22 protein-coding genes are annotated in these 21,889 nt (G+C 65.9%); 10 read left to right on the top strand and 12 right to left on the bottom strand.

Annotated elements, in window-relative coordinates:
• The first annotated feature begins 17 nt into the window (after positions 1-17).
• The 4 genes from VITFI_RS05965 to VITFI_RS05950 are packed head-to-tail and all read left to right on the top strand — an operon-like array spanning position 18 to position 5,029.
• On the top strand, positions 18-1,619 hold the full coding sequence (locus VITFI_RS05965) for a DUF4178 domain-containing protein (protein WP_089416191.1): 1,602 nt from the start codon (positions 18-20) through the stop codon (positions 1,617-1,619).
• Positions 1,620-1,647: 28 nt separating this feature from the next.
• Positions 1,648-1,869: a DUF350 domain-containing protein gene (locus VITFI_RS05960; RefSeq protein ID WP_089416190.1), complete on the top strand. Its 222-nt coding sequence runs from the start codon at positions 1,648-1,650 to the stop codon at positions 1,867-1,869.
• Entirely contained in the window at positions 1,866-3,437 is a 1,572-nt protein-coding gene (locus VITFI_RS05955) for a polyamine aminopropyltransferase (protein ID WP_089416189.1), read from the top strand. The genes VITFI_RS05960 and VITFI_RS05955 overlap by 4 nt, the downstream gene beginning before the upstream one ends.
• A gap of 11 nt (positions 3,438-3,448) precedes the next feature.
• Positions 3,449-5,029, top strand: a complete 1,581-nt coding sequence (locus VITFI_RS05950; protein WP_198301643.1) for an NAD(P)-binding protein — start codon at positions 3,449-3,451, stop codon at positions 5,027-5,029.
• Here VITFI_RS05950 and VITFI_RS05945 read toward each other — a convergent pair.
• A complete protein-coding gene (locus tag VITFI_RS05945; protein ID WP_089416188.1) occupies positions 5,020-5,670 on the bottom strand; it encodes a LysE family translocator in 651 nt (216 codons plus the stop codon). The two genes, VITFI_RS05950 and VITFI_RS05945, sit on opposite strands and share 10 nt — an antisense overlap.
• A gap of 33 nt (positions 5,671-5,703) precedes the next feature.
• Complete coding sequence (locus tag VITFI_RS05940; RefSeq protein WP_089416187.1) at positions 5,704-6,612, bottom strand: LysR family transcriptional regulator ArgP; 909 nt, start codon at positions 6,610-6,612, stop codon at positions 5,704-5,706.
• Positions 6,613-6,730: 118 nt separating this feature from the next.
• Between VITFI_RS05940 and VITFI_RS05935 the strand changes: the two genes are divergently transcribed.
• Entirely contained in the window at positions 6,731-7,402 is a 672-nt protein-coding gene (locus VITFI_RS05935; protein WP_089416186.1) for a LysE/ArgO family amino acid transporter, read from the top strand.
• A 21-nt stretch (positions 7,403-7,423) separates the two neighbouring features.
• Here VITFI_RS05935 and VITFI_RS05930 read toward each other — a convergent pair whose 3' ends face one another.
• Positions 7,424-7,996: an adenine phosphoribosyltransferase gene (locus VITFI_RS05930; RefSeq protein WP_089416185.1), complete on the bottom strand. Its 573-nt coding sequence runs from the start codon at positions 7,994-7,996 to the stop codon at positions 7,424-7,426.
• A 144-nt stretch (positions 7,997-8,140) separates the two neighbouring features.
• Between VITFI_RS05930 and VITFI_RS05925 the strand changes: the two genes are divergently transcribed.
• On the top strand, positions 8,141-8,584 hold the full coding sequence (locus tag VITFI_RS05925) for an NfeD family protein (RefSeq protein ID WP_089416184.1): 444 nt from the start codon (positions 8,141-8,143) through the stop codon (positions 8,582-8,584).
• A gap of 28 nt (positions 8,585-8,612) precedes the next feature.
• Positions 8,613-9,554: an SPFH domain-containing protein gene (locus VITFI_RS05920; RefSeq protein WP_089416183.1), complete on the top strand. Its 942-nt coding sequence runs from the start codon at positions 8,613-8,615 to the stop codon at positions 9,552-9,554.
• Between the two features lie 6 nt (positions 9,555-9,560).
• Here the strand turns inward: VITFI_RS05920 and VITFI_RS05915 are convergent, their stop codons facing one another.
• From VITFI_RS05915 to VITFI_RS05890, 6 genes are all read right to left on the bottom strand, one after another.
• Positions 9,561-9,857, bottom strand: a complete 297-nt coding sequence (locus VITFI_RS05915) for a hypothetical protein (RefSeq protein WP_089416182.1) — start codon at positions 9,855-9,857, stop codon at positions 9,561-9,563.
• Positions 9,854-10,282: a hypothetical protein gene (locus VITFI_RS05910; RefSeq protein ID WP_198301642.1), complete on the bottom strand. Its 429-nt coding sequence runs from the start codon at positions 10,280-10,282 to the stop codon at positions 9,854-9,856. The genes VITFI_RS05915 and VITFI_RS05910 overlap by 4 nt, the downstream gene beginning before the upstream one ends.
• A gap of 61 nt (positions 10,283-10,343) precedes the next feature.
• On the bottom strand, positions 10,344-10,721 hold the full coding sequence (locus VITFI_RS05905) for a hypothetical protein (RefSeq protein WP_089416181.1): 378 nt from the start codon (positions 10,719-10,721) through the stop codon (positions 10,344-10,346).
• Between the two features lie 104 nt (positions 10,722-10,825).
• Entirely contained in the window at positions 10,826-11,923 is a 1,098-nt protein-coding gene (locus VITFI_RS05900) for an NUDIX domain-containing protein (RefSeq protein ID WP_089416180.1), read from the bottom strand.
• A gap of 35 nt (positions 11,924-11,958) precedes the next feature.
• Complete coding sequence (gene pncB, locus VITFI_RS05895; protein WP_089416179.1) at positions 11,959-13,200, bottom strand: nicotinate phosphoribosyltransferase; 1,242 nt, start codon at positions 13,198-13,200, stop codon at positions 11,959-11,961.
• A gap of 27 nt (positions 13,201-13,227) precedes the next feature.
• Positions 13,228-14,076, bottom strand: coding sequence for a cysteine hydrolase family protein (locus VITFI_RS05890; protein WP_089416178.1), 849 nt, complete (start codon positions 14,074-14,076; stop codon positions 13,228-13,230).
• A 176-nt stretch (positions 14,077-14,252) separates the two neighbouring features.
• Here VITFI_RS05890 and VITFI_RS05885 point away from each other — a divergent pair, with 176 nt between their 5' ends.
• The gene (locus VITFI_RS05885) at positions 14,253-15,338 is read left to right on the top strand and encodes a GGDEF domain-containing protein (RefSeq protein ID WP_089416177.1); all 1,086 of its coding nucleotides are present in this window, start codon (positions 14,253-14,255) and stop codon (positions 15,336-15,338) included.
• 9 nt (positions 15,339-15,347) lie between these two features.
• Positions 15,348-16,046, top strand: a complete 699-nt coding sequence (locus tag VITFI_RS05880) for an NUDIX hydrolase (protein ID WP_089416176.1) — start codon at positions 15,348-15,350, stop codon at positions 16,044-16,046.
• Here the strand turns inward: VITFI_RS05880 and VITFI_RS05875 are convergent.
• Complete coding sequence (locus VITFI_RS05875) at positions 16,030-16,938, bottom strand: LysR family transcriptional regulator (RefSeq protein WP_089416175.1); 909 nt, start codon at positions 16,936-16,938, stop codon at positions 16,030-16,032. The two genes, VITFI_RS05880 and VITFI_RS05875, sit on opposite strands and share 17 nt — an antisense overlap.
• Before the next feature lie 95 nt (positions 16,939-17,033).
• On the opposite strand from VITFI_RS05875, the gene VITFI_RS05870 reads away from it, so the two are divergent.
• A complete protein-coding gene (locus tag VITFI_RS05870) occupies positions 17,034-17,306 on the top strand; it encodes a DUF1127 domain-containing protein (protein ID WP_089416174.1) in 273 nt (90 codons plus the stop codon).
• On the opposite strand, the gene VITFI_RS05865 is transcribed toward VITFI_RS05870, so the two are convergent.
• Complete coding sequence (locus tag VITFI_RS05865; protein WP_089416173.1) at positions 17,255-18,397, bottom strand: ABC transporter substrate-binding protein; 1,143 nt, start codon at positions 18,395-18,397, stop codon at positions 17,255-17,257. The two genes, VITFI_RS05870 and VITFI_RS05865, sit on opposite strands and share 52 nt — an antisense overlap.
• A 125-nt stretch (positions 18,398-18,522) precedes the next feature.
• Positions 18,523-21,816 carry a fused isobutyryl-CoA mutase/GTPase IcmF gene (gene icmF, locus VITFI_RS05860; RefSeq protein ID WP_089416172.1) on the bottom strand — a complete coding sequence of 1,098 codons (3,294 nt, stop codon included), beginning with the start codon at positions 21,814-21,816 and terminating at the stop codon, positions 18,523-18,525.
• Positions 21,817-21,889: the final 73 nt, after the last annotated feature.

Genomic DNA, 21,889 nt, shown 5'->3' with positions numbered 1-21,889 from the left:
GCACGAGCGGGCGCATCGTGTCCACCACGTCTCCACCGTCTTCATCGCCCACGCCGCAGCGCGCTTGGCAGAGCCTGTGCCCCAACTGCGGCGCACCGGTTGGGTTCGCGTCGGCGGCTTCGGCCAGTGCGGTGTGCGGGTATTGTCAAAGCACCTTGCTGCGCGAGGGCGACGCGCTGCGGCGCATTGGCCGCTGCGCCGAGCTGTTCGACGACCATACCCCCCTGCAACTGGGCGTGCAGGGGCGTTACCAAAACGTGCCCTTCACCCTGATCGGGCGCTTGCAGTACCGCTACGACGGCGGCACGTGGAACGAATGGTTCGCCCTCTTTGAACCCTCGGATGCCCCGCCCCGCCCCGCTTGGCTGAGTGAAGACAACGGCGCTTACGTTTTCGCGTTCGATCAGCCTGCCCCATCGGAGCCGTTGCGCCTGGCTGATTTGCAACCAGGCACCGATTGCACCGTGGGCCGGCGTGTGTGGAGCGTGGCGTCCATCACCTCGGTGCGCTTGCACGCCGCCCAAGGCGAGCTGCCGCGCCCGCCGCGCCTCGACACCACATTCCTCGTCGCCGACTTGCGCAACGACGCAGGCGAGGTCGGCACGCTGGATGGCGCTGATCCGGATGCGCCGCTGTGGTCGGTGGGGCGAAGTGTCAGGCTGGACGATCTGGCACTGTCGGGCCTGCGCGAAGGGGCCGCCGAGCAAACGCTCGGGGCGCGCAGCCTGTCCTGTCCGAGCTGCGGCAGCGACTTGGCACCCAAGCTGGACAGCACCCGCAGCCTCACCTGCCCCAGTTGCCATGCGGTGGTGGACATCTCCCAAGGCGCCGGGGCCGATCTGGCGTACTTCGCCCAAAGCAACGCGGGGCCCGGCGGCCAAGCCAGTGAACCCCTCATCCCGCTGGGGCGCACAGGCACGTTGGCTCTCGATGGGCCGGCGCTGCCGTGGCAAGTCGTCGGTTACATGGAGCGCTGCGATCTGCCGGAACCGGGCGACGACGAGCCACAAACCTTCTGGCGCGAATATCTGCTGTATCACCGCACCCAGGGGTTTGCCTTTTTGGTCGATACCGAAGAGGGCTGGAGCTGGGTTCGACCGCTGACGGGGGCGCCCAAAGTCGCTGGCAAGCGTGCAGCGTGGCAGAGCCGGCGCTACCAGGAGCGCTGGCGCTATCGCGCCAAGGTCACGTGGGTGCTGGGCGAGTTCTACTGGCGCGTCGAGCGTGAGGACATCGCCCACGTCACCGATTACAGCGGCCCCACGGGCTGGCAACTGTCCCGCGAGCAAAGCGGCACGGAAGTGGTGTGGTCGGAAGGGCGCAACCTGGGCACGGAAGACGTCCGCAAAGCCTTCAACCTGCCCGCTGGCAAACTCCCCACGCCTTCGCGCTCCACCTTCGGCCTGGGACGCTGGATCACATGGCTCCTGATTCTGCTGCCCCTCTTTCTGCTGGTGCGTGCGTGCAGCAACGACGAGTGTCAAGCCGTCAGCGATGGGTTTGGCCCGAACAGCGCCGAATACCAAAAATGCAAAAACCAGCGTGTCGTGACGCCGAGTTACTTGGGCAGCGGCGGGTCGTTTGGTGGATTCTCCAGCGGTGGCGGTGGCCACAAGTAGCAACTTCTCTCCAGAAAGCGAGCATCCCATGTCCCTCGATTGGCTGCGCATTGACCTGATGATCAGCTCCATCCTCTACGCTTTCATCGGCGTCGGGGTGCTGTGCCTGAGCTTCGCGGTGATCGACAAATTCACCCCCTACGACCTGTGGGAACAAATCGTTGAACACAAAAACGTGGCCTTGGCCATCGTGGTGGCCGGGATGTTCGTGGCCGTTGGCCAAATCATCGCGGCGGCCATTCACGGGTGAGTGCCACGCCTGACGCCCGCGCCGGGGGTTGGCGTGAGGTGCCCATGTCGGAGGTGCTGCTGCTGGCTTCGGTGTTCGTCGTCGCCGCCTGTGGGTTGGTGTACGAGCTGGCCGCCGGGGCCTTGGCCAGTTACCTGCTCGGGGATTCGGTGCTGCAATTCAGCACCATCATCGGCTGCTACCTGTTCGCCATGGGGGTGGGCTCGTGGCTGAGCCGCTTCGTCGAGCGGTCGCTGATCGAGCAGTTTTTGCGCATTGAGCTGCTGGTCGGCTTGATCGGTGGCCTGATGCCAGCGGCGTTGTTTGCCGCCCACGCCAGTTTGCCCAGCAGCGCCCTGACGCCGTTCCGGGTGCTGCTCTACGGCCTGATCGGTGTGGTGGGAATGCTGGTGGGGTTGGAAATCCCGCTGGTGATGCGCATCCTCCAGCGCCAATTCCGGCAACGCTACGGTTTGAAGGATTTGGTATCGCAGGTGCTGACCTTCGATTACCTGGGCGCACTGGCGGTGGCGCTGGCGTTTCCGCTGCTGCTGGTGCCGCATTTGGGTCTGATCCGCACCGGTGTGCTGTTCGGTTTGCTCAATGCGGGCGTGGCGGTGTGGGCGCTGTGGCTGTTTCGGTATGAGCTGCGCGACTGGCGGGCGCACGCCGTCGCCTGTGGGCTGACCGTGGCGGCGCTGCTGGGCGCGATGATCAGCGCCGACGCCCTCACCACGTGGGCGGAAGACCGCTTCTACGGCAGCGGCATCCTGCTGCGCGAAACCAGCCCCTACCAGCGCGTGGTGGTGACGCGCAACGATGCCGGCCTGCGGCTGTTTCTGAACGGCAACCTGCAATTTCATTCGCGGGACGAGTACCGCTACCACGAAGCCCTGGTGCATCCGGCCATGGCTGCGCAGGGGGCCCCGAAGAACGTGCTCATCCTCGGCGGTGGCGATGGCATGGCGCTGCGCGAGGTGTTGAAGTACCCGAGCGTGACGCACGTCACGCTGGTGGATCTGGATGCGCAGGTGACACGCTTGTTCCAAGAACAGCCCCTGCTGCGCCGCCTCAACGCCGATGCGCTGCACTCGCCCAAACTGCGGCTGGTGAACGCCGATGCCTTCGGCTGGCTGGAACAGCACGATGAGATGTTCGATGTCATCGTCATCGACTTCCCCGATCCGAGCAACTTCAGCCTGGGCAAGCTCTACACCACGACGTTCTACACCCTGGTGGACGCCCACCTGGCCGCTGGGGGCTACACGGTGGTGCAAACCACCTCGCCGCTGATCGCCCGCAAGAGCTTTTGGACGGTGGCGGCGACGCTGGAAGCCATTGGCTGGCACACCACGCCCTACCACGCGCATGTGCCGAGTTTCGGGGAGTGGGGTTTCATCCTCGCGGGGCGGCGGCCATGGCGGATGCCGCAGGCGCTGCCGCCGGGGTTGCGGTTTCTCACCCTGGCGGGGCTGCCGGCGTTGCTGGACTTCCCGCCAGACATGGCGCGTGTGCCCGCCGAGCCGAATCGCTTGGTGACGCAGGAATTGGTACACACCTTCGAGCAGGAATGGGGGCAGGTGCATTGAAACGCCGCAGCATGTTGGGCTGGGCGATGGCGGCGGGGCTGGCCGGCTGTGAACGCCCCACGGCACAGCCGCCGTTGCCGCCGTGCCGCTGGGTGGGGCCCGATCCGGCACGCGGCCACCGGCTGCGCAGCGCCGATGCGCTCCCCGCCCCGGCGCTCACCCGCCGGGCACGGGTGCTGGTGTTGGGTGCGGGCATCGCCGGGCTGGCGGCGCTGCGCCGCCTGCACCACGACGGCGTCACCGACAGTTGGGCGCTGGAGCTGCACGACCTCAGCGGCGGCAACAGCCAAGGCCACACGCTGGCCGGCATGGCCTGTCCGCTGGGCGCCCATTACCTGCCAGTGCCGGGCCCGCAAGCCGAAGCGGTGCAAGCGCTGTTGCTCGATCTGGGTTTGCTGCGCCGCACGGTGCGCGGCTTGGAACCGGATGAGCGCCACCTGTGCCACGCGCCCCAAGAACGTTTGTTCATCGACGGCGCCTGGCAAGACGGCCTGCTGCCCAGCGCCGACGACCGCCCCGCCACGCTGGCCCAATACCGGCGTTTTGCCCAGCGGGTGCAGGATGCCAGTGCCACCCTGGGCTTCTCGATGCCCACCCTGCACAGCCCCTGGACACCCGGCCACGCCACGCTGGACGCGCAACCCTTCGCCACTTGGCTGGCCCGCGAGCAGCTCACCGACGAGCGTCTCCTGGGTTACCTCGATTACTGTTGCCGCGATGACTACGGCGCCGGGCTGGCGCAGGTGTCCGCTTGGGCGGGGCTGCATTACTTCGCCAGTCGGCACGGTTTTCATGCGCCTGGCGACGCTGAAGCCGAGCGTGAACCGGTGTTCACCTGGCCGCAAGGCAATGCCTTTCTCGCCCAAGCCATGGCCGAACCGCTGCGTGCGCACGTTCTCACGGGGCGCACGGCGCTGCGGGTGCAGGAGGAGCGGCACGGCGTTGACATCCTGGTTTGGGACGAAGGGGCTCAACGGGCGGAACGCTGGCAGGCCGAGCGCGTCATCGTGGCGCTGCCGCTGTTCGTGGCGGCGCGGTTGCTGGCGGATTGGGCCGATCCGCTGCGCGCCGCCCTCGACCTCACCGCCCGCAGGCAACCGCATGCACCGTGGCTGGTGGCGAATTTGCACCTGCGCGAGCCACTGCTCGATCGCCTGGGCGCACCGCCCGCGTGGGACAGTGTGCACTTCACCCCCGCTGGTACGAGCACGGCCTTGGGCTACGTCGATGCCATGCACCAAAACTGGCGCCCCCACCCCGGCCCAACGGTGCTGACGATGTACCACGCCCTGCCCGTGTCCCAACGGGCGGCGCTGCTGTCCGACAGCGCAGCGGCGTGGGGGGCCAAAGTGTTGGCCGAGTTGGCTTTGTTGCACCCCGACGCCCCGTTCAAAATCGAGGCCATCGACTTGGCGCGCTGGGGCCATGCGATGAGCATCCCGGCGCCCGGCGTGCGCGGGGCCGATGGGTTGCGGGCGTTGCGATCAGCGCGAGGGCGGATCCGTTTTGCGCACAGCGATCTGGCAGGCTACTCGGTGTTCGAAGAAGCGTTGACGCTGGGGCACGAAGCGGCCCATGTGGCTCAAGTCTGATCCGCTAAAGCCAGCTTCACGCCAAAAGACACCAGTACCGTGCCAATGCAACGGTTCAGCCCTCTTTTGAGCGCCTGGCTCATGCGCACCCGCTGACCCGCTGCGGCAGAACTCCAGGCCAGCACATGGCACCACACCATGGAATTGATGTTGAAGAGACTCCCCAGCACCAAAAATGACACGGCTTTGTGCGAAGCCTGAGGATCGATGAACTGCGGCACAAAGGCCATGAAAAACAACGCCACTTTCGGATTCAACACGTTGGTTAAAAAGCCCTGCGCAAACAGGCGGGCATGCGTCTGTGGGGCCGAAGCGGGCGGGGCTGTGGCGTCCGCCGATGGCGCTTGACGCCACAGCATCCAACCCAGGTAAATGAGGTAGGCCGCCCCGATCCATTTCATGATGCTGAATGCGGTGGCCGACGTGGCGATCAAGGCTGAGACGCCCCAGGCGGCGGCCACCACATGCACCATTGTTCCTGCACCAATGCCCAAGGCCGCCGCAGAGCCAGCGCGCCATCCTTGGCTGGCACTGCGGGTCATGATCAGCATCGAATCGGGGCCAGGCGTGATGTTGAGGAGCAACCCCGACACCATGAAAACCGCCAAGTTTTGAACCCCAAGATCACTTTCCAAACTCATATGGATTCCTTCGTTTTTTGCATGACACCGCCCTCAGCGTGACGGCTCATCACTGGGCCGCAACACCTGGGCCGCCGCCGCACAGACGGCCCGCGTCAAGACAGGCGCCACCGGCAAACCTTGGCGGCATTGCCAGTACAACGCCACCGTGAGCCGATGCCCCGGCACCAGCTCCACCAACGTGCCGGCGGCCAAGGCATCAGCCACCAAAGGCTCCGGATTCATGCCCCAGCCTAACCCCGCTTGGCTCGCTTCCACGAACGCTTGCGCCGAGGGCAACCAATGCGTCGGCACATGCAAGGCTTCGCCCAGCACACTTTCCAGCCACAGGGCTTGCAACCGATCGCGCCGGCTGAAGGTCAGGCAAGGCGCTTGCGCCAGGGTGTGGGCGTTCACCCCGTCGGCCAAATGGGTGCGAACGAAGGCCGGGCTGGCGGTGGCACAGTAGTCCATGCAGCCCAGCGGCACGCTGCGGCAGCCGGGCACCGGGTGCGCCAGCGCCGTCACCGCCGCAACGACCTCCCCGCAGCGCAAATGCTCCGCTGTGTGATCCTGATCTTCCAAGCGCAAGTCGAGCAGCACCGGCGACTCAGCCGCCATGCGCGCCGCAGCCGGCACAAACCACGTCGCCAAGCTGTCGGCGTTCACGGCCACGGGCAGCGTCACCCGGCCCGGCGCTTCCGGCCCCAGTCCGGGCAGATCGTGCGCCAACCGATGCTCCAACAACGCCACTTCCTCGACGTGCCGGCACAAGCGCTGCCCCGCCGGCGTCGCCTTGGCCGGGTTGGCCCGCACCACCAGCACCTGCCCGGTGCGCTCCTCCAACAGCTTGACGCGCTGCGATACCGCCGACGGCGTCAAATGCAGCGCCCGCGCCGCCCGTTCAAAACTGCCCTCGCGCACCACGGCGGCCAGGGCTTGCAACAAGGGATAGTCCAGCATGGGCGTCAGTGTCGCCGCTGCGCCGCGAGGCAGGCGGGCTGGGCCGATTCAGAAATGCTTCAGCCGCTTCAGCAGAACTCGCTGGTCAGCGCACAGGCCGGAAGTCATCCTGCCGGCCATGAACGATCTGACCTTCCTCCTCTCGCCCCCCGGTGGCCCCGCCCTGGGCGCTGCGGCGCTCAATGGCTGGGTGCTGTGCTTGTCGCTGATCGTGGCCATCGGTGCCCAAAACGCCTTCGTGCTGCGCCAGGGCTTGAAACGTGAACACGTCGGCCTGCTGGTGACGTTGTGCAGCTTGAGCGACGCCGTGTTGATCGCCCTCGGTGTGGGTGGCCTGTCCCACCTCATCGGCGATCGGCCATGGATCGCCCAAGTGCTGGCCGCTGCCGGGTGCGTGTTCCTCCTGCACTACGGCGTGCAAGCCCTGCAACGCGCCGCCCGCCCGCAAGCCCTGGTGGCCAGCGCCAGCCGCGAACCCATGAGCCGCCCCGCCGCCGTGCTGCAACTGGCCGGTTTCACCCTGCTGAATCCGCACGTCTATCTGGACACCGTGCTGCTCGTCGGCTCTGTCGGCGCCCAGCAGCCGGGGCCATCGGCGCAAGCGGCGTTTGTGGCGGGGGCGTCGCTGGCCAGTGTCATGTGGTTCGTGCTGCTGGGCTACGGCGCCCGGTGGCTGGCCCCGTGGTTCGCCCATGCCCGCGCTTGGCAGGTGTTGGATGCCCTCATCGGCCTGATGATGCTGGGCATGGTGGCTTTGCTCGTGCCGATGGCGTGGGGGCGGGCGTTGTGAACCCCGCCGCCGAAGTCGGGCTCAATGCCCCGCAAAATCCACCAGGGTGAACAAGGGCAAGCCGGCCTCCCGCAGCTTGTCCGAGCCCCCCAGCTCGGGCAGATCGACGATGGACGCGCCCTCGATCACCGTCGCTCCGAGCTTCTCCAGCAAGCGTTTGCCCGCCATCATGGTGCCGCCCGTGGCGATCAAGTCATCGATGAGGATGACCCGATCGCCGGGCTTGACGGCATCCGTGTGCAGCTCCACCGTGGCGCTGCCGTATTCGAGCTCGTAGGTTTCTTCCACCGTGGTGAAGGGCAGTTTGCCTTTCTTGCGGATCGGCACGAAACCCACGTTCAGCTCGTAGGCCAGCACCGAACCCAAGATGAAACCGCGTGCGTCCAGGCCCGCCACCACATCCGGGCGGGTGTCAAAGTAGCGATGCACGAACTGATCGATCAGCACCCGAAAGACACGCGGATCTTGCAACAGCGGCGTGATGTCGCGGAATTGCACCCCCGGCTGCGGCCAATCCGGCACGGTGCGGATGTGGCTGCGGATGTAGTCGGCAGCGGTCTGTGAGGAAGTACGCGGCGCGGAAGAAAGCGTCATGACAGGCTCAAACAACAAAAACAACAGCGCCGGATTCTGACGTGGCCGCTGGGCTGTGCGGCATCGTCAAGCGTCCTACACTTGGCCGGTGGATGATGCGCAGCCCATCGTCCCCTTCCTCACGCCACGCCAAGGATTCTCACCATGGAGCACTTCTCCGCCCCCACGCTCTGGCTCATCGTCGCCGGGGTGTTGGTGATCATCGAACTGCTCACCGGTACGTTTTATCTGCTGATGATGGCCATGGGGGCCGTCGCTGGGGCCATGGCCGCGTACTTCGGCGCGTCGGTGACGCTGCAACTGGCAAGCGCCAGCTTGTTGGGCGGTGGCGCTGTCGCGCTGTGGCACGCCCACATGCGGCGCCAACAAGCCTCCGAGCAACCCGCGAGCCGCAACCGCGATGTCAATCTGGACATCGGCGAACGGGTTCATGTGACAGCGTGGGAGCCCGATGGCACCACCCGCGTGCAATATCGGGGTTCGGGCTGGCAAGCCCGCTTGGCGCCGGGGGCGCAACCCCAGTCGGGGCAGCATTTCGTCGTTGCCGTAGAAGGCAACTGGCTGGTGCTCATGCCCTCGGGCGCCTGAGTTTGCGATCCAACCAAGGAGATGTCGCATGGAAATCATGCTCGTTTTGCTCGTCGTGGCCGCCGTGTTTGTGGGCCGGGCCTTCAAGATCGTGCCTCAGCAACATGCCTGGGTGGTCGAACGCCTGGGCAAGTACGACCGCACCCTCACGCCGGGGCTGAAGATCATCATCCCCTTCGTCGATAACGTGTCCTACCGCCACTCGCTCAAAGAAGTGCCGCTGGACGTGCCCAGCCAAGAGTGCATCACCAAGGACAACACCCAGCTCACCGTGGACGGCATCCTCTACTACCAGGTGACCGACCCGATGCGCGCCAGCTACGGCTCCAGCAACTACGTTTTTGCCATCACCCAACTGGCGCAAACGCTGTTGCGCTCCGAAATCGGCCGCATGGAGCTGGACAAAACGTTCGAAGAGCGCGACCAGATCAACAGCGCCGTGGTCAGCGAGCTGGACAAGGCCGCCGTCAACTGGGGCGTGAAGGTGCTGCGCTACGAAATCAAGGATCTGAAGCCGCCGGCTGAAATCCTGCAATCGATGCAGCGCCAAATCACCGCCGAACGGGAAAAACGCGCCTTGATCGCCGCCTCGGAAGGCCGGCGCCAAGAGCAAATCAACATCGCCACGGGTGAGCGTGAGTCGGCCATCGCCCGCTCGGAAGGCCAACGTCAAGCGGACATCAACCTGGCCCAAGGCCAAGCCTCGGCCACGATGATGGTGGCGGAAGCCACCGCCGAAGCGTTGCGCAAGGTCGCCAGCGTGGTGCGAACGCCCGGCGGCGAGCAGGCCATGCAGTTCATGGTGGCGGAAAAAGCCGTGCAAGCCTACAGTGAGTTGGCGCGCACCAACAATTCCATGATCGTGCCGGGCAACATGACCGAGGTGTCCGGACTGATCGCCTCGGCCATGGCGTTGACGCGGCAACCGACGTTGCCGACCGGCAGCAACACGCCCACCCAGGCCGGCTGACGCCGTTCAGGGCTTGGTGCCCGGGCCGGGCAGGGCCTCCGAACGCTCGGCCACTTCGCGCACCTGCACATCCACCACGCTGTCGTCGGACGCCGCTGGCGTCCCCGGGCGTTGCCGGAAACCAAACGGCATCTCACCTTGGCGGGGCCACTGCACCCGCACGGGAGGCGGTCGGCGCCCCAGCAAACGCGCCACCAGCCACACGATCATGCCCATGATCACCAAACCGGCGACCACCCCCAGGGCGAGCATCAAGCCCGCTGCGCGCCAGATGAAGCGCCACACATCGGCCAGCACACTCATGCCAGGGCACTCCAGCCCCAGCCCCCAAAGGCGGCAACCATCAACAGCCCCACCCCTGCGAGCCCCAGTGTGAGCCACCGCAGCCGGCGCCCCTGCGCATCCAACCGCAGCACCAGTTGGCCGTTTTGCTCCGCCAACGCTTTGACCAGCCCGGACGTGGCCTGCATTTGCTCACGCAGCGTCGCGTTCTCCTGCGCCAACTGATCGATCCGATCTTCCAATGCGTGCAGCACGTTTTGCAGCGGATCGTCTGCCGGCGGCATCACCACGGTGGCCACCACTTCGCGTTCGGCAGGGACGTCCACCGCTTCAGCCGCCTTGGCGCGGGTCGAGTCCCAGAGCTTACGGGCTGAGTCCACCACTTTGGGCGTGTTGGCGATCACGTCCGACCAGGGCACTTGCTGCAACAGAGAGAGCCATTTCACGGTATGAATCCTTGCTTGGCGTTTGACACGAACGCCTTGGATTGTCCGATGGCCCGTGCGTTCACTCGCTGACGAGTTCACGCTCCCCAGCCGCCACCCCGACGCCGCCAGGCACTCCCGCCAGCGCCAGCACGTACCACAGCGCCGCCGACCCCGCCATGGGTTGCCACGCCCCCAACGCTTGCAGCAGCAACCCGACCGCGCAGGACAGCGCCAGCAACAGCAGCACCGCCCCCAGCCCCAAGGTCAGGCCGCGCCAATGGGCTTGGCGTGCGCCCATCACGGCCAGCACGTAACCGCCCAACACAAACAACGGAAACAGCACCCACAGCGCCAGCGAAGGCGCTTGCCCCGTGGGCGACAGCGGAATCCATGCCAGCAACGCCCCCGCCAAACACCCCATCAGCGTCAACGACACCCCACTCAGCAACAGCAACATGACCCGCCCTCCTTGCTCACCCATGTCGGCGCTTGGAATCATGCCCAGCCGCCCCCGACCCTGCCAATCGGGAAACTGAGGACGTGCGTGCCTCGACAGCCCCTTCAAGCACTCAAATTCAGGAAGTGATCGAGGATGTGGAAGTGGTCGTCGTGGAATTGGTCTTCCAGGGCGCGCAGGTGGCGGATGGGCACCCACGCGGCGTCCATCGCATCGTCGGCGGCTTCGACGGGCGGCGGGGAAGCGTCCGGCAAATCGAACCAATGGCAATGGGTGAGGGTGCGCCCGCGCTGGCTGCGCTCCGGGTGATCGAACACCGCCATGCCGCGCACAGCAGCCCGCCAGGCGTGTTCGCTGCGCTCCAAGCCGGTTTCTTCGGCCAGCTCGCGCAGGGTGGCGTGCCAGAGGCTTTCATGCACATCGAGAAACCCGCCCGGCAGCGCCAGCAGCCCTTTGCCCGGCGCTTGGCCCCGGCGAATCAACAGCACATGGTGGCCGCCACACGTCACCAAGGCATCCACGGTGACGAACACCGGCGGGTAAGGCGCATCGGCCCACGCGGCGTGGTAGTCGCGCAGCATGCGCCATTCTTCGGCCAACACGGCGTAGTGCGGGCCGTCCATCCAGGTGCGCACGAATTGCTGGGTGGCGTCGGGCAGGGCGTGGGCCATGCCGGCCAGGGTGGCATCGGGCAAAGCTTCGGCATTCGCGAACAGGTGTTCGCGCAGCATCCGCCCCGGCGTAGGCAGACTCGGCAACGACGGCGCCACCGACGTCGGCAACAGTTGCCAACCGGTTTGGGCGCGCAGCTCGATGTGCATGCGCTCGTGGCTGGGCAGGTCCTCCATCAAACTCACCAGACCGATGTTGGCGTGCAGCGCTTCTTTTTCATCCTGCAAACCCAGGGCGTTCAACACCCCTTGGCGCACTTGTCGCGCCCAGCGTGGCAGGTGAAACGGCTCACGCGCCGGCACAAAACTCACCCGCGCCGCTTCTTCGGGCGAAAGGCTGTGGCGGATGAGCTGGGCCCGCTCCTCCCACGTGAATGGATTGCGCGGCGTGCGCGCTTGGTAAGACGAAGCGATCACCACCACACAGCGCGGCGCCTCGGCCAGCGCGTGGCGCAAACCGGCCACATGGCCATGGTGCAAGGGCTGGAAGCGACCGATGAGCACGGCGGCATCGAGGGCGGGAGCGATCATGGGCAAACTCCAACGAAAAACACGACAACGCCCCGTCAAGCGGGTTGCATGCCAGCCGCTGCGGCGAAGGTTTGGTGCAGATGCTGCACAAACGCCGGGTCGTCACACAAGGTTTTGCCGGGTGAGTCGGAGAGCTTGGCCACCGGCTGGCCGTTCACCCGGATCAACTTCATGACGATGTTGAGCGGCGGCAAGCCCGTGTCGTGCGTCAAGTGGGTGCCGATGCCAAACGCCAGTTGCGCCCGCGTGCGCAGCGCCCGGTACAGCGCGATGGCACGGGCGGTGTCCAACCCATCGGAGAACACCAGGCGCTTGTCGCGGGCCTCCAGCCCCAAGCGGGCGTAATGCGCCAACGCTTGGTCGGCCCACACCAGCGGATCGCCCGAATCGTGGCGCAACCCGACGTAATGACGGGCCAGCTCCGGGCCAAAGTCGGCCAAAAACGCCGCCATGCCGACCACGTCGGTGAGGGCCACGGCCAGCGTCGAGCCGAACTCGTCCCACCAATCGGCCAGGGCGCGGCGCTGAAAATCCCGCAGATCCCCGGGCAAGGCTTGGTAGGTTTGCAAATACTCGTGCGCCATGGTGCCCACCGCCGGCAGCCCGAGCGTGCGCGCCAAGTGGGCGCTGGACGTGCCTCGGAACGTCCCTGGCAGCGCGTCGCGCAGCGTCGTCACCACCTCGCGCTGCCACGCGCCCGACAGGCGCCGGCGCAACCCAAAGTCGATCAGCACGAACGGGCAGGCCTCGGGCGGCAGCGGCTCGGCCCGCAGCGCGTGCAGTTGCGCGATCTTGCCGGCCAAGCGGCGCCGGCCTTCGGCCACGAATGGCGCGACACCTTCGGGCAAGCGCTCGCACTGGTGGCGCGTGGCCAATTCGCTGACGATGGCGAGCACAAACATCTCAAACGCCATCACCTGCGGTTGCGGGCCGCTGGCTTCGACGTGCAGCGTCGGGCCTTCCGCCCAGGCGCGAATGTGGCGCCGCTCAAACTGAAAACCGGCCAGCCAGGCCACGAAATCCGCCCGCAGCGCCGGTTGCGCCGCCAGCCAAGCCAATTCCTCAGCGGTGAAACGCAGGGCACACAGCGCGTCGAGTTGCGCTTGCACATCGGGCAGAAGCTCGGCCAGCGCGAACGTCGGCGTGTTGCGGCAGACGAAACGGTAATGCGCGTCCAGCGTCGGATGGCGGCGCCACAGCACCTGCCACATGCTGAACTTGTAGACATCGGTGTCCAGCAAGCGGGTGATGATCGGCTGGCCAGCGGGGGTGAACATGGCGACCTCCTAAGCGAAAACGGGGCGTCAGATGCGTTGGGCGAGCCACTCGGCGCAGCGCATCCGCCGCGCACCCAGGGCCTGCGCGTGGGCGAAAAATGCCTCGGCTTCGGCCTCAAAACCACCGACCGGGCTCATGCCATCGACCAACAGCGTGAAGCGCTCCGGCCTGGGCAGTTGCGCCATCAAATGCTCGACCGTGGCGCGCACGCAATGGCTGGCCGCTTGCCCGGCGACGACGATTTCCCCCGCTGGCGCCAACGCCGCCAACAGCGCGGCGTTGGGTTGGGTGGCTGGATCGGCAGGGTCGGGCACCTCGGCTTGCACGGCGCTGTAGTGCTCCGTCCACGGGTTGCGGCCTTTGAAAACGAACAGCGGCGTGCGGCCCGTGGCGTGCGTCCACCCTTCACAGGCCGCCGCGATGGCGGGGTGCAGCGCATGGCCCCATGTGCCCTCCTCGCAATGCACCGGCCACACCATGTGGGTGTAGCGACCCTGGGCTTCGAGTGCCTCCAAGTAGGCGAGCACACGCGGCAGGGCGTCGGCCTGCGCGGGGCGGTAGGTGCCGGCGCGCACGTCGGCGGCGCGAATGGGCGTGAAGGGGGCCACCTCGCGGCCATCGGTTTGGCGCCAGAACGGGGGGTGGGCGATGTCCTGCCGCTGGTGGCTGTCCAGCGTGAGATTGAGGGCTTGGATGCGCCCGCCTGCCGTGCGCAGCAAATCGGCCACGCGCTGCAAATCCGCATCCGCGCCGGCCACGGGCAGCGCGGGCGCTACGCCCGGTGGGCAGGCGCTGGCGGGAAGGTCACAAAAATCGTTTTGGGCGTCGATCAGCAGCAGGTGAATGGGCGCGACCGGGGCAGTGGTTTCAAACATGGCAGGCACCTCCTGGCCCCCACTTTAGGCCGACTTAGATGCAAATTGCAACAAAGCTCAACCCCAAGCAAGGGAGATACCGTTGCGACAAAGCCAAGGGTTGACGAGGCCGCCACCTTGTCAAGCGTGCCGACTTTGACAATGCTTTCTCAGCGCATTCGCGACAAGGAGAACACATGGCAGCTCGATGGGGACAGGCATGGGGAGGGGCGCACTTCGGCGAAAACGAGGAGGAGGCGCAGTTCCGCTTTCGGTTTTTGCTGGTGGTGTTGATCAACGCTGTGTTCATCACCAGCGTGTTTGGTTTGGCCGATGCGCTGGGCGCGGTGCAGCTCAGCCCGGTGCATCGCTGGGCGGTGCGGAGTTCGGCGGTGCTGGATGGCTTGCTGCTGCTGGGGCTGTGGGGGCGGCGAGAGCGCTTTCGGTTTGCCGTCTGGGCGCACTGGGGTTTGAGTTTGGGGCTGAACGTGTCCGGGCTGCTGACGGTGCCGCAGGACGAGCTGCGCGTGCTGTGGTTCTTCATGCACCTGGCAGGCAGTTTCATGCTGCTGGGGCCTGGGGCGGGGGTATTTTCCGGTGGACTGCTCTGGGGGGTGGCGGTTGTGGCCAATGGACACTCGGCCCAGCCTTACAGCCCGGCAGCCATGGTCACCCTGAGCGTGGCCATGTTGGCCACCACCTGGATGTTCTGGGCCTACGCTTCGCAGATGCACCAGGCGCGGCAGGCGGTGGCCCTGTCACGCGAGCGCTTGCGCGAACTGTCGATGCACGATCCGCTCACGGGGGTGTTCAACGCCCGGGCGTTTCAAGCCCTGTGTGAGCCGCCGCTGCGCCAAGCGCAAGCCGAAGCCCGCTGGGATCACGCGCTGCTGTTCATCGACCTGGATCACTTCAAGCAGGTGAACGACCGCCACGGCCACGCCGCCGGCGACGCGGTGCTGTGCGCCGCCGCCACCTGCCTGCAAACCCATCTGCGCGCCGCCGATGTGCTCGGGCGCGTGGGCGGTGAGGAGTTTTGCGTGTTCGCGCCTCACACGTCGTTGGCGGGGGCGGCGCAATTGGGGGAGAAACTGCGCGCCGCACTGGAAGCCCTGCAACCGCCCTTGCCCAGCGGCCAGCGCTTGCCCATCAGCGCCAGCATCGGGGTGGCGGCTGGGCGACCGGGGCATCAAGGGCTGTCCGACCTCCAGCGGGAAGCCGATCAGGCGATGTACCAAGCCAAAGCCAGCGGCAGAAACCGGGTCTGCCAAGCGGCTTCCTAGAATCGGCCCATGTCCCTTGCTTCGCCTTCTGACACCTTGTTCTGCACCGTGGACGTGGTGCTGCTGACCCTGCGCGACCAAACGTTGCACGTCCTGCTGCACCGCCGCGACCGCGAACCCCACGCCGACGCTTGGGCCCTGCCCGGCGGGTTCATCCACACCGCCGAAGACGCCAGCACCTGGGACGCCGCCGCACGCGTGTTGGCCGACAAAACTGGCATCACCAGCCCGTATCTGGCGCAGTTGGCGACGTGGTCGGGGCCGGGGCGTGACCCGCGTGGCTGGTCGGTGTCGGTGGTGTATTACGCCTTGGTGCCAGCGCACATCGTGCCGACGGAACACGACCGGCTGCATCTGTGCGCCGTGGCCCACCTGCCCGAACTGCCGTTCGATCACGCCCACATCGTGGCCGAAGCGGTGCAGCGGGTGCGCACCAAAAGCGTCTACTCGTCGCTGCCGGTTTACTTGTGTGGCGAGACGTTCACCCTCCCCGAGTTGCAGGCCGTATACGAGGCCGTGCTGGGCGAACCGATCAACAAGGTGAGTTTTCGGCGCAAGGTCGAGGAATTGGCGATGTTGGAGCCCGTGCCGGGCGAACGCCAAGCCGGCGGCGCCCACCGCCCGGCGCAACTGTGGCGGCTGCGGCCCGAAGTGCGTGCGGCCTGGGCGCTGTCATTGAGCGAACGCGGGCTCAATTCACGCGGTTGAGCGGCTGGACGAAGGTGTGCAGCGCGTGCAGCACTTCGCGTGTCGGCCCGTCCAGGCTGTCGGGTGCGGGATGCGCCAGGGCCAAATGCCGGGTGAGCGGCGGATCGAGTGGCAGCAGGCGGATGCGCGGATCGGGCGTCGTTTGCAGCGGGGATTCCAGCGGCAGCACGGCGGCGCCGTAACCGGCAGCCACCAGGCTTTTCATCGCCTCGGTGAAATTTAGCTCGATGCGCGCCCGAGGGTGAAAACCCGCCTGCGCGAACCAGCGCGCCGTTTGATGGTGCATCAGCGCCTGGGCGTCGTTGGCGATGAGGGGTTGCGCGGCCAGCCACGCGGGGGTGGCGACCTCGGGCACATCGTCCCATTGAGCGGGCACAAAGGCGTGCATCGGATCGCTGCGCCACGGCGTCAGCACCACGCCGGGCGGCGGCTGCACCGGCAGAGCGACGATGCCCAGCTCCAGCTTTTCGGCGGCCAAGCGGGCCAGGGTGTCGTGCGAACCCAGGATGCTCAACTCCACATCCAGCCCCGGTCGATGCTGCGCCAGCGATTCGAGCACCTGCGGCAGCAGATGCACCACCACGCCCGTGGACGTGCCCAGCCGCACCTTGCCCTCGCGCCCCTGGGCAATGCGGCGCACTTGTTCGACCGCTGCGTCGGCGTCGGCCAACAAGCGGCGCCCACGCCGCACCAGCGCTTGGCCGGCGGCGGTGAGCTGGGCCCGGCGCGGGCCGCGCACCAGCAATGACACACCCAAACGCGCCTCCAACTCACTGACGTGGAGGCTCACCGTGGGGGGCGCCAGGTGCAAGGCTTGGGCGGCTGCCGCCAAGGTGCCGAGGTCGGCAATGGTGACGAGGGTGTGGAGCTGGTCGAGGTTGAGCTGGCGCATGCCGGTGATTGTGCCGGCGCAGCGCCATACCCTCAGAAAAACTGAAGTCAGACCTCAGAACATTCAACTTTTCAAACCGGAGTGACGCGGCGAGCATGACGCACCGGCCTCCCACCCGGGGGGCCTTCACCGTTCAGGAGCGGGTCATGGGGTTGCGTGGGGTGCGTGTGCGGCGGGTGTTGTGTTTGATCTGGCGCCGTTGGCTGCAACGCCGACGCTTACAGCGTGACCGGGCGCAGTTGCTCGCGATGGACGAGCGTGAACTGCGCGATTTGGGCCTGGGACGCGATGGCATCGAGCACAGTTTGCGCGTCGATCAGCGCATGAAGCGCCCGCCCTGCCCCACCATCGTCAACTCGACAAAGTGAGAGGCGTTGCTGCCCGGCGCCCCGGCGGTGACCTCGAAATGACCCAGATCCAAGCGTTTTAACTTCCACATGGCGTCGATGAAACTGGCGCGGGTGGCATTGCGTCCTGTGCGGTACAGGATTTCGACGAACACCCGCGCATTCAGGTAACCCTCCAGCGCCATGTGCGACGGTTCGGCGGTATGACCGGCGGCCTTCCAGGATTCCCGGAACTCCCGCACCAGGCGCACCGTGATGTTCGTGGGCAACGGCACCACCTGGCTGACGGTGATGCCCAGAGAATCCGGCCCCATCGCCCGCAAGGTGTTGCTCGCACCCATCACCGACAAGGCATACAGCGACACCCGTCCCAAACGCCGCACCGCTTTGACGAACGTCTCCGAAGGTTTGCCCGCCAGCAGCATGACGATGGCTTCGGGCTCGCTGGCCATCAACTGCGCGGCCAGTTCGGGGGCGCGGTCACCGGAGCTGTCGATCGACACATCGGCGGTCTGCACAAAGCGGTACTGCTTGGACACTTCCTTGGCCGCCGCAAAAGCCTCCTGGCCAAACCGGTTGTTCTGCCAAATGAACCCAACCCGCTTGATGCCCACCGTGGCCAAGTGCTTGATCAAGCTGGCCACCTCCTCGGCATAACTGGCGCGGATGTTGAACACGTTGCGCCACCGAGGCCGTGCCAACTGGGCTCCAGTGAGCGGCGCAAAGTACAGCACATCGGTGCCGGCCAATTTGCGCAGGGCCAGCTCGGTCACGGGGGTGCCCAGGCAGTTGAACAGGCCGAACAACTGCGGATCGGCCAAAAAGCTTTCGATGTTGGCCAGGCCGCGCTGGGTGTCGTAGGCGTCGTCCTTGGAGATCAGTTCGATGCGCTGCCCGTGGATGCCCCCGAACTCGTTGACGGCGTTGAAACACGCCAACGCGCCCCGCTGCAAGGCCAAGCCAATGTCGCTGAGCGGGCCACTGAGCGAGGTGGTCTGCCCCAACCGGATGGTGCTGGTTTGCGCCCGGGCGCTGGACATGCCCCACAAGGGCAAACTGGCGGCAGCGCCAAGCAACAGCCGGCGCTCCGGGCTGGACAGATGAGCGGTCATGAAGGGGTCTCCGGGAGATCGTTGTCTTGTGACTAACGCAGGCGCCATTCGTTTGGCGCACGCTGATCCTCACACAGTCGCGCCATTTCGACCATCACCAGCCTCAGGGGGCCGACATAGGGGGGTCACATGCTGCGCCGATATTGCCCGCCCACCTCGAACAGCGCATCGGTGATTTGCCCCAGCGAGCACACCCGCACCGCCTCCATCAGCACATCAAACACGTTGGTGTTGGTGATGACGGCCTCGCGCAGCCTCGCCAGCATCGCACCCGACACCGCAGCGTTGCGTGCATGGAAGTCATGCAACCGCGTGAGTTGGCTTTGTTTTTCTTCCTCGGTTGAGCGCGCCAGTTCGATGGACTCGGGCACCGGGTCGCCGTGCGGGTTGCGGAAGGTGTTCACGCCGATGATGGGGTACTCGCCGGTGTGCTTCAGCATCTCGTAGTGCATCGATTCTTCTTGAATCTGGCTGCGCTGGTAGCCGGTTTCCATCGCGCCCAGCACGCCGCCCCGGTCGGCGATCTTTTCAAACTCGCGCAGCACGGCTTCTTCCACCAGCTCGGTCAGCTCGTCGATGATGAAGGCACCTTGGTTCGGGTTCTCGTTCTTCGCCAGGCCCCATTCGCGGTTGATGATGAGCTGAATCGCCATCGCCCGGCGCACGCTTTCCTCGGTCGGCGTGGTGATGGCTTCGTCGAAGGCGTTGGTGTGCAGGCTGTTGCAGTTGTCGTAAATCGCGATCAGCGCTTGCAGCGTGGTGCGGATGTCGTTGAACTGGATTTCCTGCGCGTGCAAACTGCGCCCCGAGGTTTGCACGTGGTATTTCAGCTTCTGGCTGCGTTCGTTGGCGCCGTATTTGTCACGCATCGCCACGGCCCAAATGCGCCGCGCCACGCGGCCCAGCACGGTGTATTCGGGGTCCATGCCGTTGCTGAAGAAGAAACTCAGATTCGGCGCGAAATCATCGATGTGCATCCCCCGCGCCAAATACGCTTCCACATAGGTGAAACCATTCGAGAGCGTGAAGGCCAATTGGCTGATCGGGTTCGCGCCCGCTTCGGCGATGTGGTAACCCGAAATGCTCACCGAGTAGAAATTGCGCACGTTGTGGTGGACAAAATACTCGGCAATATCGCCCATCATCTTCAGGCTGAAATCGGTGGAGAAAATGCAGGTGTTCTGGCCCTGGTCTTCTTTCAGGATGTCAGCTTGCACCGTGCCGCGCACATTGGCCAGCGTCCAGGCGCGGATTTTTTGCTCTTCGGTGTCGGTCGGTTCGCGGCCGTTGTCGGCGCGGAATTTCTCCAACTGCTGGTCGATGGCGGTGTTCATGAACATCGCCAAGATGGTGGGCGCCGGGCCGTTGATCGTCATGCTCACCGAGGTGGTCGGGTTGCACAGATCGAAGCCGGAATACAGCACTTTCAAATCGTCCAGCGTCGCAATGCTCACGCCCGAGTTGCCGACCTTGCCGTAAATATCGGGCCGCGCATTCGGGTCGTTGCCGTAAAGCGTCACCGAATCAAACGCGGTGGACAGGCGCTTGGCGGGCATGCCTTCACTCACCAGCTTGAAGCGGCGGTTGGTGCGGAAAGCGTCGCCCTCGCCGGCAAACATGCGCGTCGGGTCTTCGCCTTCGCGCTTGAAAGCGAAGGTGCCGGCGGTGTAGGGGAAGGAGCCGGGCACGTTGTCCAGCATCAGCCACTTCAGGATTTCGCCGTCGTCCTCGTAAGCCGGCAGCGCCACTTTGCGGATCTTGTTGCCCGAGAGCGTGGTGTGCGTGAGCGCCGTGCGGATTTCCTTGTCGCGGATCTTCACCACGTACTCGTCGCCAGCGTAGGCGCGTTGCATGTCCGGCCACATCGTCAACAGCTTGCGGGCGCGGGCGTCGAAGCGTTCGTCGCGCTGGCGCATCAGGGCTTCGAGGGATTCGATGCCGCTGCGCGCCGCCTCGCCACATTCACCCAACATGCGGGCACTTTCGCGCAGTTGTTGCAGCTCGCGCGCCAGCTTGGCTTGCTGGCGGGCGTGGCGTTTGTAGGCGCGCACGGTGTCGGCGATGTCGGCCAAATACCGCACCCGCGCCGCCGGGATGATGGGCGTCTGGTGCGTGCTGTGGCGCGTGGCCACCGTGGGCAGCGTGCCCGGCGCCAGGTGCAAGCCGAGTTCCGCCAGGCGCGGCTTCAGGGCTTGGTAAAGCGCCGTCACGCCATCGTCGTTGAAGCGGCTGGCCATGGTGCCGAACACCGGCATTTCCTCCGGGCGCTGCGTGAAGGCTTGGCGGTTGCGCTGCACCTGCTTGGCCACGTCGCGCAGCGCGTCGGGCGCGCCCTTGCGGTCAAACTTGTTGATGGCGACGAACTCGGCAAAGTCCAGCATGTCGATTTTTTCGAGCTGGCTGGCGGCACCGAATTCGGGCGTCATCACGTACATCGGCACGTCCACATGCGGAACGATGGCCGCATCGCCCTGGCCGATGCCCGAGGTTTCCACGATCACCAGATCGAAGCCCGCCACCTTGCACGCCGCCACGACGTGCGGCAACGCGGCGCTGATTTCACTGCCCGCCGCCCGCGTGGCCAAACTGCGCATGTACACCCGTGCGCCCTTGCTCCACGGGTTGATGGCGTTCATGCGGATGCGGTCGCCCAGCAGCGCACCGCCGCTCTTGCGCCGCGAGGGGTCGATGCTCACCACGGCGATGCGCAGCTCGTCGTCCTGATCCAGCCGCAGGCGGCGGATCAATTCATCGGTGAGGCTGGATTTGCCAGCACCCCCGGTGCCGGTGATGCCCAGCACCGGGATGCGCGTGGCCGCCGCTGCGCTTTGCAGTTGCGCCACCAGGCCGGCGTCGGCGGTGCCCAGCTCCAGCGCGCTGATGAGGCGGGCCAGAGCGCGCCAGGCTTCGGGCGTCTGGCCTTGGATCGCGTCGAGCGTCGCCGGGGCGCCAGCCGACACATCGCGGTCGCAGCGCATCATCATTTCACCGATCATGCCGCGCAGGCCCATGCGCTGGCCGTCTTCGGGGCTGTAGATGCGCGCCACGCCGTAGTCATGCAAATGGCGAATTTCCGCCGGTACGATCACACCGCCGCCGCCGCCGTACACCTGGATGTCGGCGCCGCCGCGCTGGCGCAGCAGGTCGATGGCGTACTGGAAAAATTCGACGTGCCCGCCTTGGTAGGAACTGATGGCGATGCCTTGCACGTCCTCTTGCAAGGCGGCAGTCACCACTTCATCGACGGAGCGGTTGTGGCCGAGGTGGATCACCTCCGCGCCCATGTCCATGAGGATGCGGCGCATGATGTTGATGGCGGCGTCGTGCCCATCAAACAGCGAAGCGGCGGTGACGAAGCGCACTTTGTGCGTCGGCTTGTAGCTGGCCAGGGCTTGGAATTCGGCGGCGAGGTTGGTCATGGTGTGGTGTGTCTCCTGGCGCGCAACTCTAGGCACGCCGGCCCCCTTTGCCGATACCGGATTTGCCCATCTT

It is taken from the genome of Vitreoscilla filiformis, assembly GCF_002222655.1.
GTDB classification, from domain to species: Bacteria; Pseudomonadota; Gammaproteobacteria; order Burkholderiales; family Burkholderiaceae_C; genus Ideonella; species Ideonella filiformis.
The sequence above is the reverse complement of the archived record's forward strand: the minus strand, read 5'-3'. Positions and strand labels throughout refer to the sequence as shown.